The organism is Caulobacter endophyticus (assembly GCF_029543245.1).
GTDB lineage: Bacteria > Pseudomonadota > Alphaproteobacteria > Caulobacterales > Caulobacteraceae > Caulobacter > Caulobacter endophyticus_A.
The window spans coordinates 44,204-69,399 of sequence record NZ_JARQWV010000010.1 but is presented as its reverse complement, the minus strand read 5'-3'; the positions used below and the strand labels follow the sequence as shown (position 1 = coordinate 69,399).

At 68.4% G+C, this 25,196-nt stretch carries 32 protein-coding genes; 19 read left to right on the top strand and 13 right to left on the bottom strand.

Annotation, left to right across the window (positions count from 1 at the left end; translation table 11 throughout):
- Positions 1–115: 115 nt before the first annotated feature.
- The gene (locus P7A99_RS11310; RefSeq protein WP_277793967.1) at positions 116–601 is read right to left on the bottom strand and encodes a ribonuclease H; all 486 of its coding nucleotides are present in this window, start codon (positions 599–601) and stop codon (positions 116–118) included.
- A gap of 373 nt (positions 602–974) precedes the next feature.
- Between P7A99_RS11310 and P7A99_RS11305 the strand changes: the two genes are divergently transcribed.
- Both P7A99_RS11305 and P7A99_RS11300 read left to right on the top strand, forming a co-directional pair.
- The gene (locus tag P7A99_RS11305; protein WP_277793966.1) at positions 975–2,357 is read left to right on the top strand and encodes a hypothetical protein; all 1,383 of its coding nucleotides are present in this window, start codon (positions 975–977) and stop codon (positions 2,355–2,357) included.
- A 58-nt stretch (positions 2,358–2,415) separates the two neighbouring features.
- Positions 2,416–2,721, top strand: a complete 306-nt coding sequence (locus tag P7A99_RS11300; RefSeq protein WP_277793965.1) for a hypothetical protein — start codon at positions 2,416–2,418, stop codon at positions 2,719–2,721.
- Between the two features lie 73 nt (positions 2,722–2,794).
- Here the strand turns inward: P7A99_RS11300 and P7A99_RS11295 are convergent, their stop codons facing one another.
- Complete coding sequence (locus P7A99_RS11295; RefSeq protein ID WP_277793964.1) at positions 2,795–3,448, bottom strand: J domain-containing protein; 654 nt, start codon at positions 3,446–3,448, stop codon at positions 2,795–2,797.
- Positions 3,449–3,506: 58 nt separating this feature from the next.
- Here P7A99_RS11295 and P7A99_RS11290 point away from each other — a divergent pair, with 58 nt between their 5' ends.
- Positions 3,507–3,779, top strand: coding sequence for a BolA family protein (locus P7A99_RS11290; RefSeq protein WP_165257973.1), 273 nt, complete (start codon positions 3,507–3,509; stop codon positions 3,777–3,779).
- A gap of 89 nt (positions 3,780–3,868) precedes the next feature.
- Entirely contained in the window at positions 3,869–4,300 is a 432-nt protein-coding gene (gene cdd, locus P7A99_RS11285; RefSeq protein WP_277793963.1) for a cytidine deaminase, read from the top strand.
- A gap of 152 nt (positions 4,301–4,452) precedes the next feature.
- Here cdd and P7A99_RS11280 read toward each other — a convergent pair whose 3' ends face one another.
- The 3 genes from P7A99_RS11280 to P7A99_RS11270 all read right to left on the bottom strand — a co-directional run bounded on the left by P7A99_RS11280 (position 4,453) and on the right by P7A99_RS11270 (position 5,841).
- Positions 4,453–4,674 (bottom strand): YdcH family protein, encoded by a 222-nt coding sequence (locus tag P7A99_RS11280; RefSeq protein WP_058346540.1) that lies wholly within the window; start codon positions 4,672–4,674, stop codon positions 4,453–4,455.
- Positions 4,675–4,768: 94 nt separating this feature from the next.
- Positions 4,769–5,218 carry a TIGR02444 family protein gene (locus P7A99_RS11275; RefSeq protein WP_277793962.1) on the bottom strand — a complete coding sequence of 150 codons (450 nt, stop codon included), beginning with the start codon at positions 5,216–5,218 and terminating at the stop codon, positions 4,769–4,771.
- Positions 5,219–5,223: 5 nt separating this feature from the next.
- Complete coding sequence (locus P7A99_RS11270; RefSeq protein WP_277793961.1) at positions 5,224–5,841, bottom strand: UbiX family flavin prenyltransferase; 618 nt, start codon at positions 5,839–5,841, stop codon at positions 5,224–5,226.
- A gap of 133 nt (positions 5,842–5,974) precedes the next feature.
- On the opposite strand from P7A99_RS11270, the gene P7A99_RS11265 reads away from it, so the two are divergent.
- Complete coding sequence (locus P7A99_RS11265; protein ID WP_058346543.1) at positions 5,975–6,148, top strand: YdcH family protein; 174 nt, start codon at positions 5,975–5,977, stop codon at positions 6,146–6,148.
- Positions 6,149–6,293: 145 nt separating this feature from the next.
- Here P7A99_RS11265 and P7A99_RS11260 read toward each other — a convergent pair whose 3' ends face one another.
- Entirely contained in the window at positions 6,294–7,007 is a 714-nt protein-coding gene (locus P7A99_RS11260) for a DUF1013 domain-containing protein (protein WP_277793960.1), read from the bottom strand.
- A gap of 277 nt (positions 7,008–7,284) precedes the next feature.
- Positions 7,285–8,259 (bottom strand): NAD(P)H-quinone oxidoreductase, encoded by a 975-nt coding sequence (locus tag P7A99_RS11255; RefSeq protein ID WP_277793959.1) that lies wholly within the window; start codon positions 8,257–8,259, stop codon positions 7,285–7,287.
- 75 nt (positions 8,260–8,334) lie between these two features.
- Between P7A99_RS11255 and P7A99_RS11250 the strand changes: the two genes are divergently transcribed.
- The 7 genes from P7A99_RS11250 (at position 8,335) to P7A99_RS11220 (ending at position 14,001) form a co-directional block, all read left to right on the top strand.
- Positions 8,335–8,541 (top strand): DUF1192 domain-containing protein, encoded by a 207-nt coding sequence (locus P7A99_RS11250; RefSeq protein WP_101712357.1) that lies wholly within the window; start codon positions 8,335–8,337, stop codon positions 8,539–8,541.
- A 154-nt stretch (positions 8,542–8,695) separates the two neighbouring features.
- Positions 8,696–9,208, top strand: coding sequence for a DUF1465 family protein (locus tag P7A99_RS11245; protein ID WP_058350123.1), 513 nt, complete (start codon positions 8,696–8,698; stop codon positions 9,206–9,208).
- Between the two features lie 41 nt (positions 9,209–9,249).
- Positions 9,250–10,089, top strand: a complete 840-nt coding sequence (gene thiD / locus P7A99_RS11240; protein WP_431307660.1) for a bifunctional hydroxymethylpyrimidine kinase/phosphomethylpyrimidine kinase — start codon at positions 9,250–9,252, stop codon at positions 10,087–10,089.
- Positions 10,086–10,670 (top strand): nucleotidyltransferase family protein, encoded by a 585-nt coding sequence (locus P7A99_RS11235; RefSeq protein WP_277794068.1) that lies wholly within the window; start codon positions 10,086–10,088, stop codon positions 10,668–10,670. Before thiD ends, P7A99_RS11235 begins: the two co-directional genes overlap by 4 nt.
- Before the next feature lie 157 nt (positions 10,671–10,827).
- The gene (locus tag P7A99_RS11230) at positions 10,828–12,450 is read left to right on the top strand and encodes a family 43 glycosylhydrolase (protein ID WP_277793958.1); all 1,623 of its coding nucleotides are present in this window, start codon (positions 10,828–10,830) and stop codon (positions 12,448–12,450) included.
- Between the two features lie 99 nt (positions 12,451–12,549).
- Positions 12,550–13,164, top strand: a complete 615-nt coding sequence (locus tag P7A99_RS11225; RefSeq protein WP_277793957.1) for a DJ-1/PfpI family protein — start codon at positions 12,550–12,552, stop codon at positions 13,162–13,164.
- A 15-nt stretch (positions 13,165–13,179) separates the two neighbouring features.
- Entirely contained in the window at positions 13,180–14,001 is an 822-nt protein-coding gene (locus P7A99_RS11220; protein WP_277793956.1) for a PhzF family phenazine biosynthesis protein, read from the top strand.
- A gap of 9 nt (positions 14,002–14,010) precedes the next feature.
- On the opposite strand, the gene P7A99_RS11215 is transcribed toward P7A99_RS11220, so the two are convergent.
- Positions 14,011–14,358, bottom strand: coding sequence for a hypothetical protein (locus tag P7A99_RS11215; protein ID WP_277793955.1), 348 nt, complete (start codon positions 14,356–14,358; stop codon positions 14,011–14,013).
- Between the two features lie 144 nt (positions 14,359–14,502).
- A complete protein-coding gene (locus tag P7A99_RS11210) occupies positions 14,503–16,389 on the bottom strand; it encodes an ATP-binding protein (RefSeq protein WP_277793954.1) in 1,887 nt (628 codons plus the stop codon).
- 236 nt (positions 16,390–16,625) lie between these two features.
- On the opposite strand from P7A99_RS11210, the gene P7A99_RS11205 reads away from it, so the two are divergent.
- From P7A99_RS11205 to P7A99_RS11175, 7 genes are all read left to right on the top strand, one after another.
- Positions 16,626–16,889 (top strand): hypothetical protein, encoded by a 264-nt coding sequence (locus P7A99_RS11205; RefSeq protein ID WP_431307659.1) that lies wholly within the window; start codon positions 16,626–16,628, stop codon positions 16,887–16,889.
- 60 nt (positions 16,890–16,949) lie between these two features.
- Positions 16,950–17,375 (top strand): hypothetical protein, encoded by a 426-nt coding sequence (locus P7A99_RS11200; protein WP_277793952.1) that lies wholly within the window; start codon positions 16,950–16,952, stop codon positions 17,373–17,375.
- 147 nt (positions 17,376–17,522) lie between these two features.
- Complete coding sequence (locus P7A99_RS11195) at positions 17,523–18,713, top strand: phosphoserine transaminase (RefSeq protein WP_277793951.1); 1,191 nt, start codon at positions 17,523–17,525, stop codon at positions 18,711–18,713.
- A gap of 5 nt (positions 18,714–18,718) precedes the next feature.
- Positions 18,719–19,198 (top strand): hypothetical protein, encoded by a 480-nt coding sequence (locus P7A99_RS11190; protein WP_277793950.1) that lies wholly within the window; start codon positions 18,719–18,721, stop codon positions 19,196–19,198.
- Between the two features lie 57 nt (positions 19,199–19,255).
- Positions 19,256–20,836, top strand: coding sequence for a phosphoglycerate dehydrogenase (gene serA / locus P7A99_RS11185; RefSeq protein ID WP_277794067.1), 1,581 nt, complete (start codon positions 19,256–19,258; stop codon positions 20,834–20,836).
- A gap of 311 nt (positions 20,837–21,147) precedes the next feature.
- Positions 21,148–21,516: a VanZ family protein gene (locus tag P7A99_RS11180; RefSeq protein ID WP_277793949.1), complete on the top strand. Its 369-nt coding sequence runs from the start codon at positions 21,148–21,150 to the stop codon at positions 21,514–21,516.
- Between the two features lie 37 nt (positions 21,517–21,553).
- Positions 21,554–22,645: an acyltransferase family protein gene (locus tag P7A99_RS11175; protein WP_277793948.1), complete on the top strand. Its 1,092-nt coding sequence runs from the start codon at positions 21,554–21,556 to the stop codon at positions 22,643–22,645.
- A 24-nt stretch (positions 22,646–22,669) separates the two neighbouring features.
- On the opposite strand, the gene P7A99_RS11170 is transcribed toward P7A99_RS11175, so the two are convergent.
- From P7A99_RS11170 to P7A99_RS11155, 4 genes are all read right to left on the bottom strand, one after another.
- Positions 22,670–23,374 carry an HAD family hydrolase gene (locus P7A99_RS11170; protein ID WP_277793947.1) on the bottom strand — a complete coding sequence of 235 codons (705 nt, stop codon included), beginning with the start codon at positions 23,372–23,374 and terminating at the stop codon, positions 22,670–22,672.
- A 14-nt stretch (positions 23,375–23,388) separates the two neighbouring features.
- Positions 23,389–24,255, bottom strand: a complete 867-nt coding sequence (locus P7A99_RS11165) for a dienelactone hydrolase family protein (RefSeq protein ID WP_277793946.1) — start codon at positions 24,253–24,255, stop codon at positions 23,389–23,391.
- A gap of 234 nt (positions 24,256–24,489) precedes the next feature.
- A complete protein-coding gene (locus tag P7A99_RS11160; RefSeq protein ID WP_277793945.1) occupies positions 24,490–24,648 on the bottom strand; it encodes a hypothetical protein in 159 nt (52 codons plus the stop codon).
- 103 nt (positions 24,649–24,751) lie between these two features.
- Entirely contained in the window at positions 24,752–25,042 is a 291-nt protein-coding gene (locus tag P7A99_RS11155) for a DUF1272 domain-containing protein (RefSeq protein ID WP_277793944.1), read from the bottom strand.
- Between the last annotated feature and the right edge of the window lie 154 nt (positions 25,043–25,196).

Sequence of the window (25,196 nt, the reverse complement as noted above, 5' to 3'; positions counted from 1 at the left end):
GGTGGCCTCCCGGAGGGAGGTCGGGTGAGGGGTCTCTCAGACATTGCGGAGAGGCCTTTCGACCCCTCATCCGTCGGCCTTCGGCCGCCACCTTCTCCCGCAAGGGGAGAAGGGTCTAGGTGGGAAACTTCATCAGGTTCGGCTTGGGGATCGCGGCCTTGAAGCTGCCGCGGCTCTTGGACGTATCCAGGCCGAACTCGGCCCAGGCGGCCAGGAAGCCGGTCTGGGGCGCGCTCGCCGCCAGCGGGACCAGGTTCAGCGAGGATCGCGCGGCGACCAGGGCGCGGGCGGCGGCCCAGGCTTCGGGCTCGGCCGTGGCGTAGGCGCCGTCGCTGGCCACCAGTTCGCCGGCCAGGGCCGGATCGGCGAAGCGCAGCGTCACGGGCGTATCGGCCGGCAGGTCAGAGAGGCTGGTCAGCGCCTCGATCACGGCCGACAGGCTCATCCTGGCGAAGGAGGTGCGGCGCTCGCCGCCGGCGGCGCCCTTGATCGCGGCCGCGCCCGACTCGCTGTCCAGCTTCCTGACGAACGCCCAGCCGCCATAGCCGGGGTCCTGCTTGCAGAGGGCGGAGGTCCAGAGAGTCACGGCGGGGCTGGTCATGGCCGTTTCCTAGCGTTTCACGCACCGATCCGCCACTCCGGCCGGTAATCACCCTGAACAAAATGTAAACAAGGTCCTAAATCTTATAGTTAACGTCATTTTCATATCAGTGAACGCCGTTATAAATTGTGCGATCGCACGATCCGCTGGCGGCGGTGCATGAAGCAAAAAGCGTGCCAAAATGGGTCAAAATCGGCCGCGTGAGCGGCCGGGCGGCGATCAAAGTTAATGTGATCTGAATATTCGTGGTTAATCGCCGATTCATACCGGTTAACCCCTTGTTAAGAGCGTTGGCTCCGGTTTTGCTGATCTTGCGTCAAATCCATCCCGGCCGTGCCGGGGTGGGACGATCCGGATGCGGAGTACGCGAGCGATGTTCGAATTCGTGGGGCGCGATCTGAAGCGGCTGCTGGGCGTCGAGGGCCAGGGACGGGTGTCCCATGCCGCCGCTCACCGCGAGGGCCTGACCGGCGGCGACACCGCGCTGCTGGAGCTGATGGACCTGCGGCTGCTGACCAATGAAGCGCGCGCCGCCGACGTGGCCGCCGGCCGCATCGGCTGCAAGGACCGCGCGGTCCGCCTGCTGGAAGCCGCCGTGGTCTGGCGTGAGGTGGCCCGGCGCACCGGTGACGCCGCCGCCCTGCGCAAGGGCGCGGCCCAGGCCGAAGCCGCCGCCAAGCTGGCCGACGCCGAACGCAAGCCTGATCTGGTCTGCGCCGCCCGCTGCGAACAGTCGGTGCTGGCCATGCTGGGGGCCGAACTGTTCGGCGACGAGGGGCTGCACGCCGCAGCCGGCGCCACGCTTTCCCTGGCCAAGGCCACCAACGGTCCGCATTCGGGCCTGGCCGCCAGCCTGCTGGCCGCCGTCGACGGCCGCATGGCCCTTTCCGAGAACGACATCGACCGCGCCCTGGCCGCGGCCCAGGCTTTCGAGGCGCCTCTGGCCCTGATGGGCGGCGGGCGCGGAGCAAAGGCCGGCGGCGGTCGCCTGCAACTGGCCGACCTGCGCGCCGCCCGCATCGATCTTCTGCTGGCCTGCGCCGTGCGCCTGAAGGACCGCGCCCTGGTCGAGGTCGCCCTGTCCGAGGTCCGCACAGCCGTCGCCGCCCTGGATCCCGATTTCGAGCCCCTGACATGGTCGCGCCTGGAGCTGCTGCGCGCCGAGGCCCTGGCCCGGCTGGGCGACTATGACGGCGAGCTGTCGCTGATCGCCGACGCCGTCGAGGCCGCCACCCAGGCGCTGGAGCCTCTGGACCCTGGTCACAGCCCGCTGGACTGGGCCCGCGCCCAGGCTTCGCTGGGCGAGGCCCTGCAGGTGATGGGCGAGGCGACCACCTCCGAGCGCTGCTTCGAGCAGGCGGTCACCTGCTTCGATCGCGCCACCCACATCGTGAAGGTGCAGCCGGCGCTGACCCTGCGCGCCGCCGTTGCCAACAACCGCGCCCTCAGCCTGGCGCGCTGCGCGGAGCTGACCGCCGATCTGGCCGTGCTCGACGCCGCCGAGATGGCCTTCAAGGCCGAACTGGCCGAACAGCCGGGCGCGCGCGACCCGGCCGGCTGGGCCGTGGCCCAGATGAACCTGGCCCGCCTCTATGAGGCCCGGGTCGAGATCACCGGCCGCGACGACGGTCGCCTGGACCGCGCCGCCACCGCCCTGGCCGTGGCTTTCGACGTCTTCGCCGAGCTTGGCCTGCGGTCGCTGACCGACATGGCGGCCCAGGGGTTGCAACGGATCAAGCAGGCGAACGCCGCCTGACCCGAAATGAAACGCGGAGCCCTGACGGGCCATCCGACAAGAGCATAGGGAAGATACAGTGATCGCTTCGTTCGTTCTCGCCGCCGCCGTCACCACCGCCGCTCCGGCCCTGCAGGCCGAGCCGCAGGCCCGCGTGGTCCAGGTGGCGCAACCGCGCGAAGCTGTCGCCCTGCTCAGCTGCATGGTGAAGTCGAACGGCGGCCTGGCCGATTGCAGCGTTCAGGCCGAAAGCCCTCGTGACCTGGGCGTCGGCGACGCGGCCTTGCAGATGGCTTCCCAGATCCAGGTCGACCTGCTGGGCCCGGACGGCAAGAGCCGCGCCGGCTCGTTCATCGACGTGCCGATCCGCATCCGCATCCGCTGAGGACGATAAGCCCTCCGGGGCAGCGGCCTTCGACCCCCGCCTTTGGGCGGGGGTTTTGCGTTTCAGGGTCCGCCTACTTGGCCAGGCCCGACTTCTGCAGGGTCTTGTAGGCCTTGATCACGCGCTGGAGCTTGTGCTCGGCGCTGCGGTCGCCGCCGTTCATGTCGGGGTGGCAGCGCTTGAGCAGTTCCTTGTAGCGCGTGCGGATGGCCTGGGCGTCGGCGTCGGCGTCCAGATCCATGTCGGCCAGGGCCTGGCGTTCCAGCTTGCCCAGGGCCCGGCCCGTGCCGGCCGATTCCGCCCGGCGCTGCTGGGCGCGGAACAGGCCGAAGGGGTCGGCCATGTTGCGGGCGTCGCGGGCGGCGGCGGCGGCGGCCTCGCGCGAGCCGGCATCGGCCTTCATGCTCCAGGTTGGCCGGCCGCCGGTCATTTTCTCGCGTTCCTGCTCGGCGCGAATCTGACCCTCGTTCATGCCGGCGTAGAAGTTCCAGTTCTTGTTGTACTCGGCCGCGTGCTGCTGGCAGAAGTTGTAGTACTGGCCAGGCAGGTCGCGGCTCTTGGGCGCCTTGGCCTCGGCCGGGCGCAGGCAGTCGGCGTGGTCGCAGCGCTTCTGGCCGGGCTTGAGCTTGTAGACGTCGTCCGCGCGCGGACCCTCCTCCTCGCCCGGCTTGGGCGGGCGGACTCGGATGTCGAAGAACTTGGGGCGATACTCGAACGCGCGGCTCATGGCGCTTAGAGTAAGCGCAGGCTATTTCCGTTCAAGGATTGACATGCCGGAGATCACCATGGGCGCCGTCGCAGACGCCATCGAAGCCAAGCTCACCGCCGCTTTTTCGCCCACCAGGCTGGAGCTGGTGGACGACAGCGACCGCCATAGCGGCCATTCGGGTCATCGCGAGGGCGGCGAGAGCCACTTCAACCTGACGATCGAGGCCCAGGCCTTTGCCGGCAAGCCCCGCGTGGCCCGCCAGCGGCTGATCTTCCAGGCCCTGCGCGAGGAGATGGCCGGCCCGGTGCACGCCCTGTCGATCGTCGCCCTGGCGCCGGGCGAAAGCTGAACCAGGAGGTGCGGTTTGCGCTTGCATAACCGCGCCGCGACTGATTGCCTCGGTTCCCGGCGCGATCCTGCCGGGATCCGAGGGATGGCATGAGCGCCGCACGACTTTCTTCCGACTTTTCCGGCTCCGACGAAGCCGCCATCGCCGCGCGGCTGCCGGCCTATCTGGCGCGGTCCTACGCCCGCTATTCCAACTTCACCGTCGCCAGCGCCGTGGTCGACGACCAGGGCGGCGTGCACTTCGGCGTCAACGTCGAGAACGCGGCCTATCCGTCGGGCACCTGCGCCGAGCAGACCGCCATCGGGGCGATGATCACCGCCGGCGGTCGCAGGATCGAGCGCGTCTACATCGCCGCCGGCTCCGACGCCGTGGTCCAGCCCTGCGGCGCCTGTCGCCAGCGCATCGGCGAGTTCGCCGCCAAGACCTGCGAGATCGTCTCGGTGCAGGGCGGCGCGGCCACGGTGCGCACGCCGTTCTGGAGCCTGCTGCCCGAGGCGTTCGGGCCGGGGGATCTGGAGTAGGGGAGAAGACAAGATCTTCCCCCTGAAGGGGGAGGTGGCCCGGAGGGCCGGAGGGGGGGAAGTTTCTAATGAGATTGAGGTGGCTGCTCGTCAGCAGCCCCTTCCCCCTCAGTCGCTTCGCGACAGCTCCCCCTTCAGGGAGAGCATTTTGTTCAAGCAATAATGTCCGGCGTCACCTGGTCTTCCAGGCGCACGATCTCGTCCTTCAAAGCGAGCTTGCGGCGCTTGAGGCGGGCGATCTGCAGCATGTCGGGCTGGGGGCGTTCCTCCAGGGCCGAAACGGCGTCCGACAGGTCCTGATGCTCTTCGCGCAGGGTCGCCAGGCGGCGCTCCACCGCGATGACGGTGTCTTCCGAAGGATCGTCGTCGTTCATGGACGTTCCTCCCGTGGGCCCCTGTCCGAAGGCGGTGATAGATAGCAAAGCCTGACGGTCGGTAAAGGCCTCTCTGGGACCTTCAGGGGGACCTTCAGGCGAGGGCGTCGGCAAGTCTCGCCAGAGCCGCCTCGTGGGCCGGGGCGCCGGTGGCCCGCGCCGCCGCCAGCAGGGCGCCATAGACGTCGCGCGTGGCGTCGACCGGGCCGCAGGTCGCCTCCAGGCTTTCCATCAGCAGCTTCTCGCCGGCCAGCTCGGCGGCCTTGACCTGCTCGCGGAAGGTCTCCCGGGCGGTGTCGTCGATGTGGGGGCGCGAGGGCTTCAGCGCCCGGCGCACCCCGCGCAGGGGCGCGCCGACCTCGGCGTCCCAGGCGCAGACCAGCTCCGCCGCGCGCGGCAGGTCGACGGGGCGGCCCTCCAGCGCCGCCCAGGCGGCCCACAGCAGGAACGGCACGTTCTGGCCGTGGACGTCCTGCAGGTGCAGGCACGCGACTGCGACAGGCTGTCGCGCATAGACGGAAAGCGCCCAGTCCCAGAACCGCATAGCCGTTAATTTTCGTCCGCTTGATTGACGGTCGGAAGGTCCTCGCCCCAGCGCTTCACCGGGCCCCAGGTCAGGCCGAAGAGGTCGAGTGCACGGCCAACCGACTGGTCGACCATCTCCTCGATCGAGGCGGGCTTGGCATAGAACGCGGGAACCGGCGGGGCGATCACGGCGCCCATCTCGGCCAGCTGGGTCAGGGTGCGCAGGTGGCCCAGGTGCAGCGGGCTTTCACGCACCATCAGCACCAGCGGCCGGCGTTCCTTCAGCACCACGTCGGCGGCGCGGGTCAGCAGGGACGAGGTCACGCCGGTGGCGATCTCGCTCATGGTCCGCACCGAGCAGGGGGCGACGATCATGCCCAGGGTGCGGAAGGAGCCCGAGGCGATCGAGGCGCCGACGTCGCCCACGCGGTGCACGACGTCGGCCATGGCCGCGACGTCGCCGACCGCAAGGCCGGTTTCCTGGGTCAGGGTCAGGGCCGCCGACTTGCTCATGACGAGGTGGCTTTCGACCCCCAGATCGCGGCAGGCGGCCAGGGTCCGCAGGCCGTACAGCGCCCCCGAGGCGCCGGAAATTCCGACGACCAGGCGGGGCTTTAAGGTGGGGGCTGCGGCGTCCGTCATGGTGAATTTTCGTCCGTCACGGGATTAAGCGGCGCCGCGTCAAGCGCTGCTGGTTGCAATCATATGTGATCTGACAGTCCGGGCCAGCGGGTGTTCACTCCCTCGGTCAACAGCCCAAAAGGAGGCCGAACCGATGGCCATCGAATCCCGTATCCGCGAGCTGGGGTCCCGTCACGAGAACCTCGACCGCACGATCCAGGAGGAGACCAACCGTCCGGGTAGCGACGCCACCAGGCTCCGAGAGCTCAAGCGGCAGAAGCTCAGGCTCAAGGAGGAGATAGAGGGACTTCGAGCCCGGCTCCACTAGGGCCTGCCTGTTTCCGCGGGAAACAGATTAGCAGGCTCGCCCACAGAACATTTGGAGCGTGCCGAGCCACGCTCCGGCCGAAAGGCATAGAAAAGGCCCATCCGAGCGTCGGATGGGCCTTTTTGCTGTCCGGTTCGGACGAGGATCAGTCCTCGTCTTCCTCGTCGTCGACATTGCCCGAGAACGAGCCGAACACGTCTTCGGCCTTCGGCTCGGCGCGCGAGGCGCGGATGTCGCGTTCTTCCTGCTCTTCCTCGGTGAGGTAGGCGGTCTCAGTCGCCGGACGCAGGGTCGGGTCTTCGGCGACGATGCCCTTCTTGGCGTCGTCCTTGGCCTTCTTCTCGGCGGCCTTCTTTACGAGGGCGTCGAGTTCCAGCTGGCCGACGAGGCCCAGGGTCACCGGGTCGACCGGCTTGATGTTGGCCGCGTTCCAGTGGGTGCGGTTGCGCACCTGCTCGATGGTGGCCTTGGTCGTGCCGAGGATCTTGGAGATCTGGGCGTCGGTCACTTCCGGGTGGTGGCGGATGAACCAGGCGATGGCGTCCGGACGGTCCTGGCGACGCGACACCGGGGTGTAGCGCGGGGCCTTCTTGGCCGGCTTCAGCAGCTCGGCGTGACGGCTGACCTGGGCCTTCATGCGGTAGTTCGGGTTGCCCTGGGCCTTGTCCAGTTCTTCGCGGGTCAGCTGGCCGTTGCCGATGGGGTCGGCGCCGCGGATGTCGCGCGCCACTTCGCCGTCGGCGATGCCGCGGACTTCCAGCGGGTGCAGGCCGCAGAAGTCGGCGATCTGCTCGAAGCTCAGCGAGGTGTTGTCCACGAGCCAGACGGCGGTCGCCTTGGGCATCAGGATCTCGGACATGCGGTCCTCCAGAAATGACGGCGCCCGACCTTTCGGCCGGGCGGGGTTGTTCAACACCGAGCTATAATGCGGTTCCGCGCGAAAGGGAACGGGGATCGATCATCTGTCGTCGGTCTCGGGATCCTCCCCCCGAAGGGGGAGGTGGCCCGAAGGGCCGGAGGGGGAAGCGGCTTCTGACCCGCCGCAATAACTTCCCCCTCAGTCGCTCCGCGACAGCTCCCCCTTCAGGGGGAGCATCTTGAGGCGCGAGCTCACACCTCTTGGATGATGGAAAGTCTTAGGCGGTGAGCACCACCTTGCCCACGTGTTCGCCGGCTTCCAGGTGGGCGTGGGCCTTGGCGGCGTCGGCCAGCGGGAAGGTGGCGTCGACGATCGGCGTCAGCTTGCCGGCCGCGATCCACGGCCACACCGTGCGCTCGACTTCGCCGGCCAGGCGGGCCTTCTCGTCGGCTGGGCGGGGGCGCAGGGTCGAGCCGGTGATCACCGCCCGCTTCTGCATCACCTTCATCACCGGCACCTCCAGCGTCCCGCCGGCCAGGGCGGCGATGTAGACGATGCGGCCGCCGGTCTTCAGGGCGTCGAGGTTCTTGTCGAAATAGGCGGCGCCGACCATGTCGAGCACCACGTCGACCCCGCCGGCCGCCTTGGCGATCTGCGCGAAGTCCTCGGTCTTGGCGTCGACGGCGAGATCCGCGCCCAGTTCCAGCGCCTTGGCCTTCTTGTCGGCGCCGCGGCCGGTGGCGATGACGGTCGCGCCGGCCGCCTTGGCCATGGCGATCGCCGTTGTCCCGATACCGGACGTGCCACCATGAATCAAAATGGTCTCGCCAGGCTTCAGCGCGCCATGTTCGAACACGTTGGCGAAGACGGTGAAGACGGTCTCGGGCAGGGCCGCGGCCTGGACGAAATCGAAGCCTTCGGGGATCGGCAGGGCCTGGCGGGCGTCGACCACGGCGTACTGCGCGTAACCGCCGCCGCCCAGCAGGGCGCAGACCTTGTCGCCGACCTTCCAGCGCCCCGCGGCGACCTCGACCTCGCCGGCGACCTCGAGCCCCAGCGTGGTCGGCGCGCCCGGCGGCGGGGGGTAGAAACCCAGGCGCTGCAAGAGGTCGGGGCGATTGACGCCGGCCGCATGCACGCGGATCAGGATCTCGCCGGGGCCCGGCGTGGGGCGTTCGACCTCTACCGGGCGCAGGGCGTCGGCCGCCCCTTTTCCGCCCTCGATCTCGATCGCGGTCATGGTCTGGGACATCGGCCTGTCGCTCCGTCGCGCTTGCTTTGGGCCCTAGGTAGGCGTCTCATGTCCGGTCGGAAAGGGAGGTCATCCATGATCGAAGAGCCGGTCGAGCCGCGCGCGTTTCGCGGCGACGCGCTGAACACGGCCACGCACGAGGATCTCGAGATCTACGGCGTGCGCGAACTGGAAGAGCGGATCGAGGCCCTGGAAGCCGAGATCGCCCGCACCAAGGCCCAACTCAGCAAGAAGAAAGCGGGACGCGCGGCGGCCGATGCGCTGTTTGGTCGCCTAGACTAACGAAAGGTTTACGCTAGCAGTGGACGCTGATCGTGCGCCTGCCGGTCGCACCGATTCGGGCGGTCGCGAAACGGGACGTTAAGACTTGGCACGGGGGTTGCAGTTCACCCCCACAAGCGAGACGTCCTCGCGGCCTTTGGGGCATTGAGTAGACATGACCGATCCGAACGCGTCCACGGCCCCCTGGCGGGCGGGAGTCATCCAGGACTTCGCCCGCTCGGAATTGTTCGACCGCACCTTCGACGAGGGCATGCTGCTGGTCGAGGAGACCGCGGCCTATCTCGACGGGGCCGGCCGTCACGACAGCAAGATCCTCTCGCGTAACGCCGCCCTGGCCTATGCGAGCGAGAGCATGCGCCTGACCACCCGCCTGATGCAGGTGGCCTCGTGGCTGCTGGTGCAGCGCGCGGTGAAGGAAGGCGAGATGGCTCCCGAGGCCGCCTGCGCCGAGAACTACCGCCTGGCGCTGGAGGCCGGCGAGCAGCAGGCCGCCGTCGAGGATCTGCCCTTCGGCCTCGTCAGCCTGCTGCAACGCTCCGAGCGCCTGTACGAGCGCGTCCGCCACCTGGACCAGCGCATGTATGTCGAGGCCGCCGCCGTCGACGAGGCCCCGCGCCCCGTCCAGGCCCAGTTCGACCGCCTGACCGCCGCCTTCGGCGCGGCCTGACACCGGTTCAACCGCGTTCAAAAGCGGGGTAGGAGAGGCGCGTGACCCAAGCGCCTTCCTCCGACTCGCCTTCGTTCCTGGGCCGCGTGCTCGTCCTGGCCGGATCCGATTCCGGCGGCGGCGCGGGCATCCAGGCCGACATCAAGACCATCACCGCGCTCGGCGGCTATGCGGCAACGGCCATCACCGCCGTCACCGTGCAGAACACCCTGGGCGTCACCGGCGTGCATCCGATCCCGCTCGAGGTGATCGAGGCCCAGGCCCGCGCCGTGCTCGACGACATCGGCGCCGACGCTTTCAAGACCGGCATGCTGGGCGACGTGGGCGTGGTCGAGACCGTGGCCCGGGTGCTGGCCAGCGCGCCGCAGGTTCCGGCCGTGGTCGATCCGGTGATGATCGCCAAGGGCGGCGCGTCGCTGCTGGCCGAGCAGGCGATCGATGCGGTCAAGTCGCTGATGATCCCGGGCGCTGCCCTGCTGACCCCCAACGCGCCCGAGGCCAGCGCCCTGACCGGGCTTTCGGTCGAGACCATCGACGACCAGCGCCGCGCCGGCGAGGCGCTGCTGGCCCTGGGCGCCAAGGCCGTGCTGATGAAGGGCGGCCATGTTGCCAACAAGAGCGAAAAAGGAATCGAGCGGGTCGTCGACCTGCTGATCACTCCGGAGGGCGAAACCAGCTTCGAGGGCGAGCGGATCGACACCCGCCACACCCACGGCACCGGCTGCACCCTGGCCTCGGCGATCGCCACGGGGCTGTCGCAAGGCCTGCCGCTGACCGACGCCGTCGCCCGGGCCTGGAACTACGTCCACGAGGCCATGCTGCGCGCCCCGGGCCTGGGCAAGGGCCACGGCCCGCTCGACCACGCCTGGCCGGTGCGCTGATGAGCGACCTCGAAGCTCGCCTGATCGAGATCGTCCGCGCCACGCCGACGACGATGCAGGTGCTGCGCACCGTCCGCGATCTCGACCTGCCCGACTGGATGATCTTCTCCGGCGCCGTCTATCAGCCGGTGTTCAACAGCCTGACGGGCCGGCCGCTGGACTACGGCATCAAGGACTACGACGTCGCCTATCACGACGACAGCGACACCTCGTACGAAGCCGAGGACGTGGTGATCCAGCACGTGGCCGCCGCCTTCGAGCCGCCACTGCGCGAGCTGGTCGAGGTGCGCAACCAGGCCCGGGTGCATCTGTGGTTCGAGAAGAAGTTCGGCGCCGACGAACCCTATCCGGCCCTGCGTTCCAGCGCCGAGGCCCTGGAGCGGTTCGTGGCCACGGCCTTCTGCGTCGGCGTGCGGCTGGAGGCGGACGACGCCTTGCGAGTCTGGGCGCCGTTCGGCTTGGACGACCTCTTCGCCATGCGCCTGCGGCCCAACCCGCTACGGGTCAAGGGCGCGGGCGGCTGGGCGCGCACCACCGGCTCGGCCAAGGCCCGCTGGCCGGAGATCACCGTCGAGGGGTGAGCGGCGTGATCCTCAAGGTTGGCTCGGCGGATCAGTAGAAACCTCATCCTGAGCTTGTCGAAGGACAAGGTTTCGTCCCTTCGGACCGTGCGCTCTGGACGTCCGGCGCACAGCGCTCTACGGGAATTGATAGCGCTATCATTTTTGTGAGCGACCCATGGCCCTGCCGCGCCGCACCCTGTTCAAAGGCCTTCTGGCGGGCGCCGCCGCCGCGCCGGCGTTGGCGGCCCAGGCCAATCCGCTTGAGAAGGCCCAGGCGAGCTGGGGCAAGGGTCCCGACGGCCGCCGCGTCGCCGATCTGGGCGACGGGACCTATCTGAACCCGATCATCAGCGGCGATCACCCCGATCCGACGATCCTCAAGGACGGCGAGGTCTATTACATGACCTTCTCGTCGTTCCTGGCCTATCCGGGGCTGGTGATCTGGAAGTCGACGGATCTGGTGAACTGGACCCCGGTCGGTCCGGCGCTGAAAAAGCCGCTGGGCACGATCTGGGCGGTCGACCTCGTCAAGCACGAGGGCCGCTACTTCATCTACATCCCGGCCGACCCAACGGGGCAGGGGTGGTCGATCTTCGCCATCTGGGCCGACAGCATCGAGGGGCCGTGGAGCGATCCGGTCGATCTGAAGATCAGCGGCTGCATCGATCCGGGCCACGTCGTCGGCGAGGACGGCAAGCGCTATCTGTTCGTCAACGGCGTGCGCAAGATCCGCCTGACCGACGACGGCCTGGCCACCGACGGCCAGCTGGAAAAGGCCTACGACCCCTGGCGCTATCCCGACGACTGGATCGTCGAGAACTTCGCGCCCGAAGGCCCCAAGCTGCTGCGCCACAATGGCTGGTTCTACCTGATCACGGCCGTGGGCGGCACGGCGGGTCCGGTGACCGGCCACATGGTCATCGCCGCCCGCTCGCGCTCGGTGCACGGGCCCTGGGAGCACTGTCCGCACAATCCGCTGGTGCGCACCCGAAGCAAGGACGAGCCGTGGTGGTCGCGCGGCCACGCCAGTCTGGTCGAAGGCCCCGGCGACGACTGGTGGATGGTCTATCACGGCTATGAGAACGGCTACTGGACGCTAGGCCGCCAGACCCTGCTGGAGCCGATCGAGTGGACCGCCGACGGCTGGTTCCGGCCGCTGGGCGGGGATCTCTCCAAGCCGCTCCGCAAGCCGCGCGGCGGCAAGGCCGGGCCCTCGGGCCTGTCGTTGAGCGACGACTTCTCGGCCGACCGCATGGGCGTGCAGTGGGCCTTCCATGAGCCGAAGCCGGACGAAGCGTCCCGCTTGGCCTACGTCGGCAAGGCGCTGACCCTGAAGGGCAGGGGAGGCTCGCCGATCGACAGTTCGCCGCTGACCTGCATCGTCGGCGACCGCTCGTACGAGGCCGAGATCTCGCTGGAACTGACCGGCGAGGCCGAGGCGGGGATCCTGCTGTTCTACAATCACAAGGCCTTCGTGGGCCTGGGCTTTTCGCCGATCGCGCTCAAGACCTTCCAGTATTCGGAGGAGCTGGCCTGGGCGCGCATCCCGCACGAGCGCCGCAAGGTGCGCCTGAAGATTCGCAACGACGAGCACGTCGTCACCTACTGGTACTCCTACGACGACGGGGCGACCTGGACGCGTCACGGCACGCGGATGGAGGTCTCGGGCCTGCATCACAACGTGTTCGGCGGCTTCATCAGCCTGAAGATCGGGATCTACGCGGCGGGGAGCGGCCAGGCGACGCTGCGGGATTTCGTCTACCGCGCCGGCCTGCCGAAGGTGGCCGAGAGCGCCTGAGGGACCCGCTGGAGGAGTATTGTCACTGTGGCAATACTCCTTTTGCTTCATGAATCATTGCCCGCTACCGCTGTGGTCTCGCCCTGAAGGGAGGCCCCTGTGCGGATCGCGGTCCTGACGTTCGACGGCTTCAACGAGCTCGACTCGTTCATCGCCTCGGCGATCCTCAATCGCATGAAGGCCCACGGCTGGGCGGCCTATATCACGTCGCCGACGCCGGAAGTGACCTCGCTGAACGGCGTGACCGTGCAGCGCCAGCAGCCGCTGGAGTTCGCCGCCGAGGCCGACGCCGTACTGATCGGCAGCGGCTCGAAGACCCGCCAGATCGCCGCCGACGAAGACCTGCTGTCGCGCATTGTGCTCGATCCGTCGCGCCAGCTGATCGGCGCGCAATGCTCGGGAACCCTGCTGCTGGCCAGGCTCGGCCTGATCGGCGACCTGCCGGCCTGCACCGACCTGACGACCAGGCCGTGGGTCGTCGAGGCGGGCGTGAAGGTGCTGGACGCGCCGTTCGTCGCCCACGGCAATGTCGCTACCGCCGGCGGGTGTCTGGCCTCGCAGTATCTGGCCGCCTGGACCATCGCGCGCCTCGCGGGCCTGGAACAGGCGCAGGCGGCCATCCACTACGTCGCGCCGGTGGGGGAAAAGGACGTTTACGTCGCCCGCGCCCTGGCCGCGATCACGCCCCATCTGCCGGCCGCCAGCGCCGCCTGACCTGAAGGAGCTCCCATGCGCCAATGGACCATCGACGCCTTCGCGTCCGCGCCCTTCAAGGGCAATCCGGCCTGCGTGGTCGAGCCGTTCGACGTCTGGCCGAGCGACGCCTGGATGCAGGCCCTGGCGGCCGAGAACAACCAGGCCGAGACGGCCTTCCTGCTGAAGACCGCCGATCCGGCGCGTTTCGGCCTGCGCTGGTTCACCCCGGCCCGGGAGGCGCCGCTGTGCGGCCACGCCACCCTGGCCTCGGCCCACGCCCTGTTCGCCGAGCTGGGCGTCGATGTGGAGGTGCTGGCCTTCGACACCCTGTCGGGCGAACTGCGGGTGCGGCGTGACGGCGAGCGGCTGGAGATGGACTTTCCGGCTAATCCGCCGCGCCGGGTCGATATTCCGGCGGGTCTGGCCGAGGCCCTGGGCGCGCCGGTGGTCGAGGCCTGGGCCGGGGCCTATCTGGTGGCCGTGCTGGAGGACGAGGCGGTCGTTCGGAGACTGGAGCCCGATTTCGCCGCCCTCAATCGCGTCGAAAGCGGCGCGACCGACGGCAAGGGCCAAGTCATCGCCGTGGCGCTGGCCGACGAAGGGCGACCCTATGCGGTGGTCAGCCGCTTCTTCGCGCCGGCGGCCGGGATCCCCGAGGATCCGACCACGGGGTCGGCTCACTGCATCCTGATGCCGCTGTACGGCGACAAGCTGGGCAAGGAAGCGCTGGAGTTCCACCAGGCCTATCCCGGCCGGGGCGGGGACCTTTCATGCGAAAGCCGCGGCACGCGCGTGATCCTGCGCGGCCGCGGCCTCACTGTGGTGGAGAGCCGGCTCCGGGTGGAGCCGGCCTGAGCGTAGACGTTACCAGCGGTTGGGAGCGCCGCGGCCGTAGCCGTGGCCGTAGTCGCGGTCGTTACGCTCGTAGCGGATCTGGGCGCCGATGCGATCCAGGCGACGGTCGAGGTCGGCGCGTTCCCAGCCGTTCAGGCCGCCGGCGCGGTAGCGGTACTCGAGACGGGCCACTTCGCGCAGCTCGCCGTGCAGGCGGCGGGCTTCGTGGCGGGTCAGGTCGCCGGTGCGCACGCCGCGGTCGATCCGCTGCTCCAGTTGCGCCTGGCGCTGGTTGACGGGCTGGGCCATGGCCGCGGCGGGGACGGTGGCGGCCGCCAGGGCCGAGACCGCAACGATCGGGAGAATGATCTTCTTCATCGGTTCGGTTCCTTTCAACTTGTTCGCCGTCGATGGCGGCGGCGTTGATGAGAAGAAACCACGTCCCGCCTGAAGCGGTTCTGAGCCTGTCGTTATGTTCGGTTCATCTACCTGAAGTCGTTGTCACGATCGCGGCGCGAGCGGTCAGGCCGCCTCGGCCGCGCTGAGGCGGGCGGCCGAAGCCACGGCGTCCTCGATGGCGGTGTAGAGCTTGGTGACCTCGATCGGCTTGGCCACGTGGCCGTCCATGCCGGCCGCCAGATAGCCCTCGACCTGATGGACCAGAGCGTTGGCGGTGACCGCCACGATCGGGGTGCGCGGGCGGCCCTCGGCCTTTTCCAGAGCGCGGATCGTGCGGGCGGCCTCGACGCCGTCCATCACCGGCATGTGGATGTCCATCAGGATCACGTCGTGGCCGCCGTTGCGCCAGGCCTCGATGCAGGCGGCGCCGTCGGCGACCAGCGCCACCTCGGCCCCGATGGGCGCCAGCACGGCGGCGATGACCTTCTGGTTGGTCTGGTTGTCGTCGGCGGCCAGCACGCGCAGGCGGCGCGGGGCGCTGTCGTCGACAGGCTCGGCGGCGACCGGCGGCGCGGCCGCGGCCTCGCCCTGGCCGCGCGGCATCGCCACGACGACGGTGAAGGTCGAGCCCTGGCCCTCGCGGCTCTGCACGTGGATGCCCCCGCCCATGACGGCGGCCAGCTCGCGGCAGATCGACAGGCCCAGGCCAGAGCCGCCGAAGCGGCGGGTGGTCGAGCTGTCGGCCTGGACGAACTTGTCGAACAGGCGCGGCACGATGTCGGCGGCGATGCCGATGCCGGTGTCGGTGACGTCGATGCGCAGGCCCGAGCCATCCTCGGCCGAGGCGAAGCGCACCGAGACTGCGCCCTCGAGCGTGAACTTCAGGGCGTTGGAGACCAGGTTGTTGAGGATCTGGCGAAGGCGGTCGGCGTCGCCGCGCCAGCCGCCCAGGGCTTCGGGAGCGACCATGACGCCGAACTCCAGGCCCTTTTCGCGGGCCTGGCCGACGAAGGTCTCGCGCAGCGAGGCCGCCAGGGTGGAAAGGTCGAAGTCGCGCTCGACCAGCTCCAGGCGGCCGGCCTCGATCTTCGACAGGTCGAGCACGTCGTTGAGCACGGCCAGCAAGAGGCCGCCGGATTCGCGGATCACCGACAGGCGCTCGCGCTGCTTGGGCGACAGGTCGTCCATGGCCATCACTTCGGTCATGGCCAGCACGCCGTTCAGCGGCGTGCGGATCTCGTGGCTCATATTGGCCAGGAAGTGCGACTTCAGCACGTTGGCGGCGTTGGCGTCGTCGCGGGCCTTGACCAGCTCGCCCATGGCCGAGCGCAGGTCGTGGTCGTTGGCCTCCAGGCGCGAGACCAGGTGGTTGAAGCTGTCGGTCAGGCTGTGGAAGACGTCGTCGTCGCTGGCCTGCTGGACGGGGCTGTAGCGGCCGCCCTGGGCCATGTCGTGCATGGCGTCCGACAGGCGCTGCATCGGGCGGGTCATCCGCCGGGCCAGGCTGTTGGCCAGCAGGATCGCCAGCCCCGCGGCCCCGAAGAACAGGGCGCCGGTCAAGGCCAGGTCGCGGGCCAGGATTTCGACCAGGCTGGGCTGGCGGGCCACCAGGAGCAACTCGCCGACCTTGCGGCCCTGCAGCACGACCGGACGGGTAAGGGTTTCGACATTGGCCTCGTTGTCGACGCCGATGCGGGCGACGGTCTGGCCGGAAATGTCGGTGAGGCGGGCGCCGGCCACGTGCGGGGCGCGGATGACGGCGTCGAGGGCGCGGCTGGCGCCGGCGGAGTTATGGTCGGCCAGGGCCGGGGCGGCGCCGGCGGCCACCATCTCGGCCAGGACGCGGTGGTTCTCGCGGGCTTCCTGCCGCGCGACGCTCCATTGCTGGAGCATGAAGCACAGGCAGGCGGCGGTCAGCGCCGCAACCGTGGTGCCCAGCGCCACGCCGGCGATTCGCGCCTGCAAAGGCGCGTGAGCAGCGGCTTCCGAATTTCGGCGCGTGTCGTCCATGGCCCTTCCGCAGGTCAAACATGGCCATTTTGCCGCAAGGTTCCTAACGACTCGCTTCCAGCCCCAGGTGCAGTCGCGACAAAACAACGCTAGGGCGCATTTTCGATTGCGGCGACGTTAATGATTCGTTTACCTATTCACTCGGTTCTCTGGAGGAGTCGGGTGTGGAAAAAGTTTTTGTAGCTCAACGAGTCGCCAACAAGCTTTGGGCGACTGAAAACGCCGTCGATGGCGCGATGGTGCAAGCCGCCGAACTGATGGCGGATCTGCTGAAGGCCCGTAAGGATCTGGGTCTGTCGGCGGTCGTCGGTGACAAGGCCAGCGCCAAGCTGGTCGAGGCCCTGGCCGCGCTGGGAGAAGCCCGCAGCGCCATGGTCGACATGCACAACGAGCTCAGCGAAGTGAAGCTCCGCGTGGGTATTCGCACCAAGCTGGTCGGCGTCGAAGAAAAGACCGAGGAAGATATCAAGACCCTCGGCTCGCTTCGCGGCGTCGCCTAAAGCGCAGGTTGCAAGACTTTAACTTAGCAGGGCCCCTAATGTGAGTTAGGGGCCTTTTGCATGTTCGTCTTTCTCATCGCGCCGTTGATCTGGACCGCCATCCTGGCGCTGGTGCTCTTCGCGTGGGTGAAGGGCGGCCAGGCCGAGCGCCTGGGCGGCGCGGCGGTGGTGGCGAGCGCGCTGGTGGCCTTCCTGATCCATCGCCTGCTGCCCGACAGCGCCCAGCCCGTGGCCCTGCTGGCCGACGAGGCGGCGCTGGCGGCGGCCTTCTTGTTCCTGGCCATGCGCTTCGTCAGCCCGTGGATCGGCGTGGCGATGATCCTGCAGGCCGTGCAGTTCAGCCTTCACGCCTTCTACCTGGTGGTCGAGCGGCCGCACGACACGCTCTACAAGGCGGTCAACAACGTCAACACGATCGGGGTTTTGCTCTGCATCCTGTTCGGGACGATGGCGGTCATGCGCAAACGGGCCCGAACCGCAAAATAATTGCCCTCGCCGGACGATCGGTCGCGGGGCGTGGAATAAATTTTCAAAATTTCGGTCTTGCCTTCCGGGCTGAAACGCGGTTTCTCGCCGGCGGGCCACGCCCCCCCAACGGGGCGCAGTCCATCTGTAAGGATGGGAGACATCGCTATGACTACCCTCGCCAAGCCGGCAATCCGTCCGGCTCGCCCCGAGTTCTCTTCCGGCCCCTGCGCCAAGCGCCCCGGCTGGTCCCCCGAAAATCTGAGGAACGCGGTCCTCGGCCGTTCGCACCGCTCCAAGCTGGGCAAGGCGCGCCTGAAGGCCGCCATCGACCAGACGCGGCAAGTGCTGGAAGTGCCCGCCGAGTTCCTGATCGGCATCGTCCCCGGTTCGGACACCGGCGCCGTCGAGATGGCGATGTGGTCGATGCTGGGCGCCCGCCCCGTGCAACTGATGGCCTTCGAGTCCTTCGGCAAGGACTGGGTCACGGACGTCACCAAGCAACTGAAGCTGCCGGACGTCGAGGTGCTGAGCGCCCCGTACGGCGAGCTGCCCGACACCGCCAAGGTCGATCCGGCCAAGGATCTGGTCTTCACCTGGAATGGCACGACCTCGGGCGTGCGCGTGCCCAACGCCGACTTCATCTCGGCCGACCGTGAAGGCATCACCATCTGCGACGCCACCAGCGCCGCCTTCGCCCAGGACCTGGACTGGACCAAGCTCGATGTCGTGACCTTCTCCTGGCAGAAGGCGCTGGGCGGTGAGGGCGCGCACGGGATCCTGATCCTGTCGCCGCGCGCCGTGGCCCGCCTGGAAAGCTACGTCCCGGCCTGGCCGATGCCCAAGCTGTTCCGCATGACCAAGCCAAATAAGGACGGGGGGGCCAAGGTCACGCTCGACCTGTTCGAGGGCGCGACGATCAACACCCCGTCGATGCTGTGCGTGGAAGACGCGCTCGACGCCCTGCAGTGGGGCGCCTCGATCGGCGGCCTGGAAGCCATGCAAGGCCGCGCCGACCAGAACCTCAAGGTGCTGGCCGACTGGGTGGAGAAGACCGACTGGGTCGACTTCCTGGCCGCCAGCCCGGAAATCCGCTCCAACACCTCGGTGTGCCTGAAGGTGGTGGACGCCCAGATCGCCGCCCTGCCCGCCGACGCCCAGGCCGACTTCGCCAAGAAGCTGGCCAGCCTGCTCGAGAAGGAGGGCGCGGCCCTCGACATCGGCGGCTATCGCGACGCTCCGGCCGGCCTGCGCATCTGGTGCGGGGCGACGGTGGAGGCCTCGGACCTCGAGGCCCTGACGCCGTGGCTCGACTGGGCCTTCGCCGAAACCAAGGCGGCCACGCTCCAGGCGGCCTGAAGCCGGTGTTCGCCGATCCCCTGACGCAGCGCCTGGCCGACTTCGTCATCGGCATCGGCATCGACGTCACGGCGGGCGAGCTGCCCGACGACACCTTTCTTCCCGGAGTGGACATCCGCTTCGGGGGACTGGTGATCGACGAGCAGCGGCTCGCCCACCCCGGCGACATCCTGCACGAGGCCGGCCACATCGCCGTCACCGAACCGCAAGGCCGCAAGGCCGAACGGCTCGAACCCTCCGACGGCGAGGAGATGGCTGCCCTGGCGTGGTCCTGGGCCGCGCTCACCCACCTGGAGCTCGACCCCGGCGTGGTCTTCCATCCGGAAGGCTACAAGGGCGACGCCGGGTGGCTGGTCGAGACCTTCACGTCGGGCGGCGCCATCGGCGTGCCCCTGCTCCAGGTCTACGGCCTTGCTCTCGAGCCGCGACAGGCGGCCGAGCGCGGGGTCGCTCCCTTCCCGCACATGCTGCGCTGGCTTCGCTGAGCGCGGCTTTCGAAACAAAGACACAAGCGCGGTCCGACCGCCGACAAGGAACACCTGATCATGGCTCCTCGCGTCCTCATCGCCGACAAGCTCTCCCCCGCCGCCGTCGACATCTTCAAGAACCGCGGCCTCGACTTCGACATCAAGGTCGGCCTGTCGAAAGACGAACTGATCGCCGTCATCGGCGACTATGACGGCATCGCCATCCGCTCGGGCGCCAAGCTCGACAAGGACGTGATCGCCGCCGCCCACAAGCTGCAGGTCATCGCCCGCGCCGGCATCGGCGTCGACAATGTCGACATCCCGGCCGCCACGGCCAAGGGCATCGTGGTGATGAACACCCCGTTCGGCAACTCGATCACCACGGCCGAGCACGCCATCGCCATGATGTTCGCCCTGGCCCGCCAGATCCCGGCCGCCGACGCCTCCACGCAAGCCGGCAAGTGGGAGAAGAACCGCTTCATGGGCGTGGAGCTGTACGCCAAGACGCTCGGCCTGATCGGCGCCGGCAACATCGGCGGCATCGTCGCCGACCGGGCTCTCGGCCTGAAGATGAAGGTCGTGGCCTACGACCCCTTCCTGTCGCCGGAACGCGCCATCGAGATGGGCGTCGAGAAGGTCGAGCTGGAAGAGCTGCTGGCCCGCGCCGACGTCATCACCCTGCACACCCCGCTGACCGACAAGACCCGCAACATCCTGTCGGCCGAGAACCTGGCCAAGACCAAGAAGGGCGTGCTGATCGTCAACTGCGCCCGCGGCGGCCTGGTCGACGAAGCCGCCCTGCGCAAGCTGCTGGACGAAGGCCACGTGGCGGGCGCGGCCTTCGACGTGTTCGTTACCGAACCGGCCAAGGAAAACCCGCTGTTCGGTTCGGACAAGGTGGTGGCCACCCCGCACCTGGGCGCCTCGACCTCGGAAGCCCAGGAGAACGTGGCCCTGCAGGTGGCCGAGCAGGTCAGCGACTACCTGCTGACCGGCGCCGTGACCAACGCCCTCAACAGCCCCTCGGTCAGCGCCGAGGAAGCCCCGAAGCTGAAGCCGTTCGTGGCCCTGGCCGAGAAGATCGGCGCCCTGGCCGGCCAGATGGTCGACTTCGGCATCAAGGCCATCGACATCGCCTTCGAGGGCGAGGTCTCCAACCTCAACGTCAAGCCGCTGACCTCGGCTGCGCTCGCCGGCGTGCTTAAGCCGATGCTGGCCGAGATCAACATGGTTTCGGCTCCGGCCGTGGCCAAGGAACGCGGCGTGACCGTCTCGGAAAGCCGCCAGGAAAAGAGCCCGACCTACGACTCGCTGCTGCGCGTGACCATCACCACCGAGAAGGGCAAGCGCGCCTTCGCCGGCACGGTGATCGCCGGCGCCCCGCGCGTCATCGAGGTCAAGGGCATGGAGCTGGACGCGGGTTTCTCGCCGGCCATGCTCTACATCAACAACCTCGACAAGCCGGGCTTCATCGGCGCCCTGGGCATGCTGCTGGGCGAAGCGGGCGTGAACATCGCCACCTTCAACCTGGGCCGCGTCTCGGCCGATGAAGACGCCATCGCCCTGGTCGGCGTCGACCAGGCTCCGAGCGAAGAACTGCTGGCTAAGATCCAGGCCCTGCCGCACGTGAAGGAAGCCCGCGCGCTGACTTTCTGAGGATGATCGGGCGGCGGATGGGGCTTGCCCCCGTCCGCTGCTTATTCCTTGCTTTCCTGGGCCTTGTGCCCAGGATCCATGTGTCAGCCTGCTCAGATCTCGACAGGTTGGCCCGGGTTTGAGCGGTTTCCGGCATGGGCCCTCGCCACAAGGGCGAGGGAAGCAGTTGGGGGAAGGCTCGGCGCGAAAGCCTCCGAGCCAGTGCACTTCCCGTGCAGAGCGCGACAAGAATGGCCGCGAACCGCCCACGCGCCATTTTCACGCCCCAGGTGAGCGGCTAGGGCAGGGGCTCGCGTCCTCCAGGAGCCCAGATGTCCCGCAGCTTCAAGCGCAAGATCAACTGGCTGGCCTTCGCCGTGTTCGTGGCGGCCGCCGCCTATGCGTTCTGGAAGGCGATCACGCCGGGCGACGACAGCGTCGGCCTGATCCCGTGGGACAAGGCCAAGCACTTCATCGTCTTCTATGTCCTGGCCGTGCTGGGCTGCCTGGCCCTGCCCAAGAGCCGGCTGTGGCGGATCGGCCTGGTTCTCGTGGCCTTCGGCGGGCTGATCGAGATCGTGCAGCACTTCACCGGTCGCGACATGTCGTGGGGCGACCTGGTGGCCGATTTCTGCGGCGTGACGGCGGCCTACGCCTACAGCCTGGTCGGCGCCATCCGCCGCAGGCTGCCCGCCGGCTGAGCTTGACCGTCGTTACGGCAGAGATCACGACTGCGGCGTGAAGAAGTTCCCGCCGCTCAAGACCGATTCCGACGACATGCTGCACCTGGACGCCCTGCGGGCGCTGGGCGCGGTGCTGATCGTCGTCTTCCACTTCAACCGGTTCATCAATATCGACGGCCGCTGGCAGGCGGTGGACGATACGGTCAAGAGCTTCAGCCTGCTCGTCGACCTGTTCTTCGTGATCTCCGGCTATGTGATCAGCGCCGTCTATACGGGCAGGATCCGCACCGTGTCGGATTTCCGCTGGTTCCTGCAGAAGCGCGTGGCGCGGCTGATGCCGCTGCACTGGTTGACGCTGGGGGTCTTCATCGTCATCGCCGTCGCCGGGGTCATGGGCCTGGTGAACGACCGCGACCCCAGCCGCTACGACCCCGCCTGCGTCGTGCCCAATATCCTGAACCTGCAGGCCTTCGGCATCTGCCGGGCCCAGACCTTCAACTTCGTCAGCTGGTCGATCAGCGCCGAGTGGGCGATGTACCTGCTGCTGCCGCTGCTGCTGTGGCTGGCCATGCGGGGAACGGCCTGGCTGACCCTGGTCACGGCGGTGATTCTGGCGGCGCTGTTCGCCATTCCCGCGCAGCAGCCCTTCCACATGTGGACCGCCGACTTCGGCATCGCCCGGGCCGCGCCCGGCTTCCTGGTCGGCATGATCGCCTACAAGATCCGCGGGCCGCTGGGCCGCCTGCCCGGTGCGAAGTGGTGGTTCTTCGCCTCCTGCGTCGCCTTCATCGCCGGCTGCGCCGTGCAGATGGATCGCGATGTGCTGCTGTTCGTCTGTTACGCCGTCGGCTTGCTGGGCGTGGCGGCCGACAACGCCCCCGTGAAGCCCGGCCCCGTGGTGCGCTGGCTGGCGCCCTGGGGACAGCTGTCCTACTCGGTCTACATGCTCCACCCGATCGTGCTGAAGATCGCCCTGAACTGGGTGGGTCTGGGGATGCTGCACCTGGACGGCGACGTCATGCGCCTGTGGTGCCTGGCCTGGGGCCTGGTGTTGATCCCGGTCAGCTATGCGTCGCTGATGTATTTCGAGAAGCCCGCGCGCGATGCGATCGCGGGCTGGGGAAAGAAAAAGAAACCTCTCCCATAGCGAGGGCTGGGTGTTGGGAGAAGGTCACGACCTCGAAACGTGATCCACGAACGCCGGCAGCTCGCCGATCGAGGCCAGTTCCACATAGCGCGGATGGTTCTGCGGCGCCTCGGCCGCCTCGTGGGCCCAGACCAGCGGGTAGGGGATCAGCGCGCCCCAGGCGCCGGCCTCCAGGGCCGGCAGGATGTCCGAGCGCATCGAGTTGCCGGCCATCAAGCCCTGCTCGGCGCCGGTGCCATAGCGCTCGAACACCCGGCGATAGGTGCCCGCGTCCTTCTCCGAAACGATCTCGACCGCGGCGAACAGGTCGCCCAGGCCCGAGGCGGCCAGTTTCTGCTCCTGGTGCAGGAGGTCGCCCTTGGTGATCAGGATCAGGCGGTAGCGCTTGGAAAGCTCGGCCAGCGCCCGCTCGACGCCCGGCAGGGGCTCGACCGGCTCGGTCAGCATCTCGCGGCCCACGGCCAGGATCTCGCGGATCACGCGGGTGGAGACCGCGCCGTCCGTCAGGTCCAGCGCGGTCTCGATCATCGACAGGGTGAAGCCCTTGGCCCCGTAGCCATAGACTCGCAGGTTGCGCTTCTCGGCCACGGCCAACTGGCTGTTGATCCGCTCCTCGTCGCCGAAGTCGGACAGCAGCTCGACGAACCGCTTGTGGGTCAGGCGGAACAGGCTTTCGCAGTGCCAGAGGGTGTCGTCGGCGTCGACGCCGACCGTGGTGATGAGGCTCATGCCCTCCGTCTACATCAGCGCAGGGCGCGCTTGTAGAGGTCCAGAAGGTTGGTCCAGGCCTGTTCGGCGGCGGCCTCGTTGTAGACCTGGCTGCCCTTGACCGTCCAACCGTGGGCGGCGCCGGCGAAGACCTCGACCTTGGCCGGGCGCTTGGCCTCCGCGAAGGCCGCCTTCAGCTTGTCCTTCGCGTCGGGCTCCTTCTTGTCGTCGTTGTCGGCGACTTCGATCAGGTACTCGGCGTGGGTCTTGGGGATCAGCAGGTGCGGGCTGGTCGGCTGGTCGGTGACCAGGCCCCCGCCGTGGAAGCTGGCGACGGCGGCGATGCGGCCCGGCGCGGCGGCGGCGGTGCGGAACGACAGCGGTCCGCCCATGCAGTAGCCCTGCACGCCGATCTTGCGGCCCTTGTCGGTTTCCTTCTGCGCGTCGAGGAAGGCCACATAGGCCAGGGCGTCGCGGTCGGTGCCTTCCGGCGTGACCGTGGCGCGCAGGGGCGTGATCTTGGCGCGGTCTTCGGGGTTGGCGAAGTTGAAGGTCCCATCGATCACCGGGGCCTTCTTGGCGCGATAATAGAGGTTGGGCACCAGCACCACGTAGCCGGCGGCGGCCAGGCGGCGGCCCATGTCGCGGAACACCGGCCGCAGGCTCATAACGTCGGGCCAGATCAGCACGGCTGGCCACTTGCCCTTGCCGGCCGGCTTGAACAGGGCCGCGTCGGCCTCGCCGTCGGGCGTCTTGATGACGACGTCGGTCTCGACGACCTTGTCGTCGGCGCGGGCGGCCGTGGCGGCCAGGCCCCCGGCCGCGGCGGTCATCAGGCCGAACGTGCGGCGCGAGACGCGGGGGTCATGAACCAGGCCGGGGTGGATGTCGTCGTCGCACATCGGGAGCGCTCCTCTCTAGCGGGCGCTCGCACGGTGCACGACCCGACGCCGAAGGCAATCGGATGCTGTGCTTTAGGTTGGATCTCAGATCTTACGAAACCGAGCTTCCCCGCGAAGGCGGTGATCCAAGCCGAGTCCATGGATGGCCAATGGCCGCGCTCCATCCCGGACCGTCAGCTTGGGTCCCCGCCTTCGCGGGGAAAGACGGTTCTGGGGGAAGTCTCGGAGAAGGCTTCAGAAGCTGAGCGCGAGGAACAGCACGCCGCTGATCACCACGCCCGCGGCGAGCAGCATGGCGATGGCCTGGCCGGCCAGGCTCTGACCGGGAAGTCGCGTCCAGGCGATCTTCGGCGCGCGCTTTTGGGCGGCTCGATCGTGGACGGCGGCGGTCATGATTCCATCTCCTCGTTTAAGCCCAAGCTTGTGGGGCCTGACGAGTTAACGAGCCTGAACCGCCGGCGGATGCAGGCGTGCGACCGATTGATCCAGGGTGCGCCTAAAGGGTCACACTCCAGCCGTCCCGGCCGCTGCCGGGCGGCGGGGGCCTGGCGCAGGCCGTGTGGGCCTTGTTGACCCGCCGAAGCGAGGCGGGAAAGCGGTGCAGCTTGCTGTCGGGGCGGATCGGCCGCGCCACCAGGTCGCCCTCGCAATTGGGGCAGACGCCGTGGAATCGGGTCTCCGCGCAGTCGGCGCAGAAGGTGCATTCGAAGGTGCAGATACGGGCCTCGCCACTGTGGGGCGGCAGGTCGCGGTCGCAGCACTCGCAATTGGGGCGCAGTTCGAGCAAGGGCCGTCCTCCCGTGTTCTTATGCGTTGAAGCCCCGCACCATAAGGGCTTGAGGACCCTCCGCGCGAGGGGGCGCGTTGAGAGATCACGGGAATGTGGGGCGGGCGGCGAAAAGCCGTGATCCGAGGGGTTGACCCCCCCGCCCGCGCCCCCT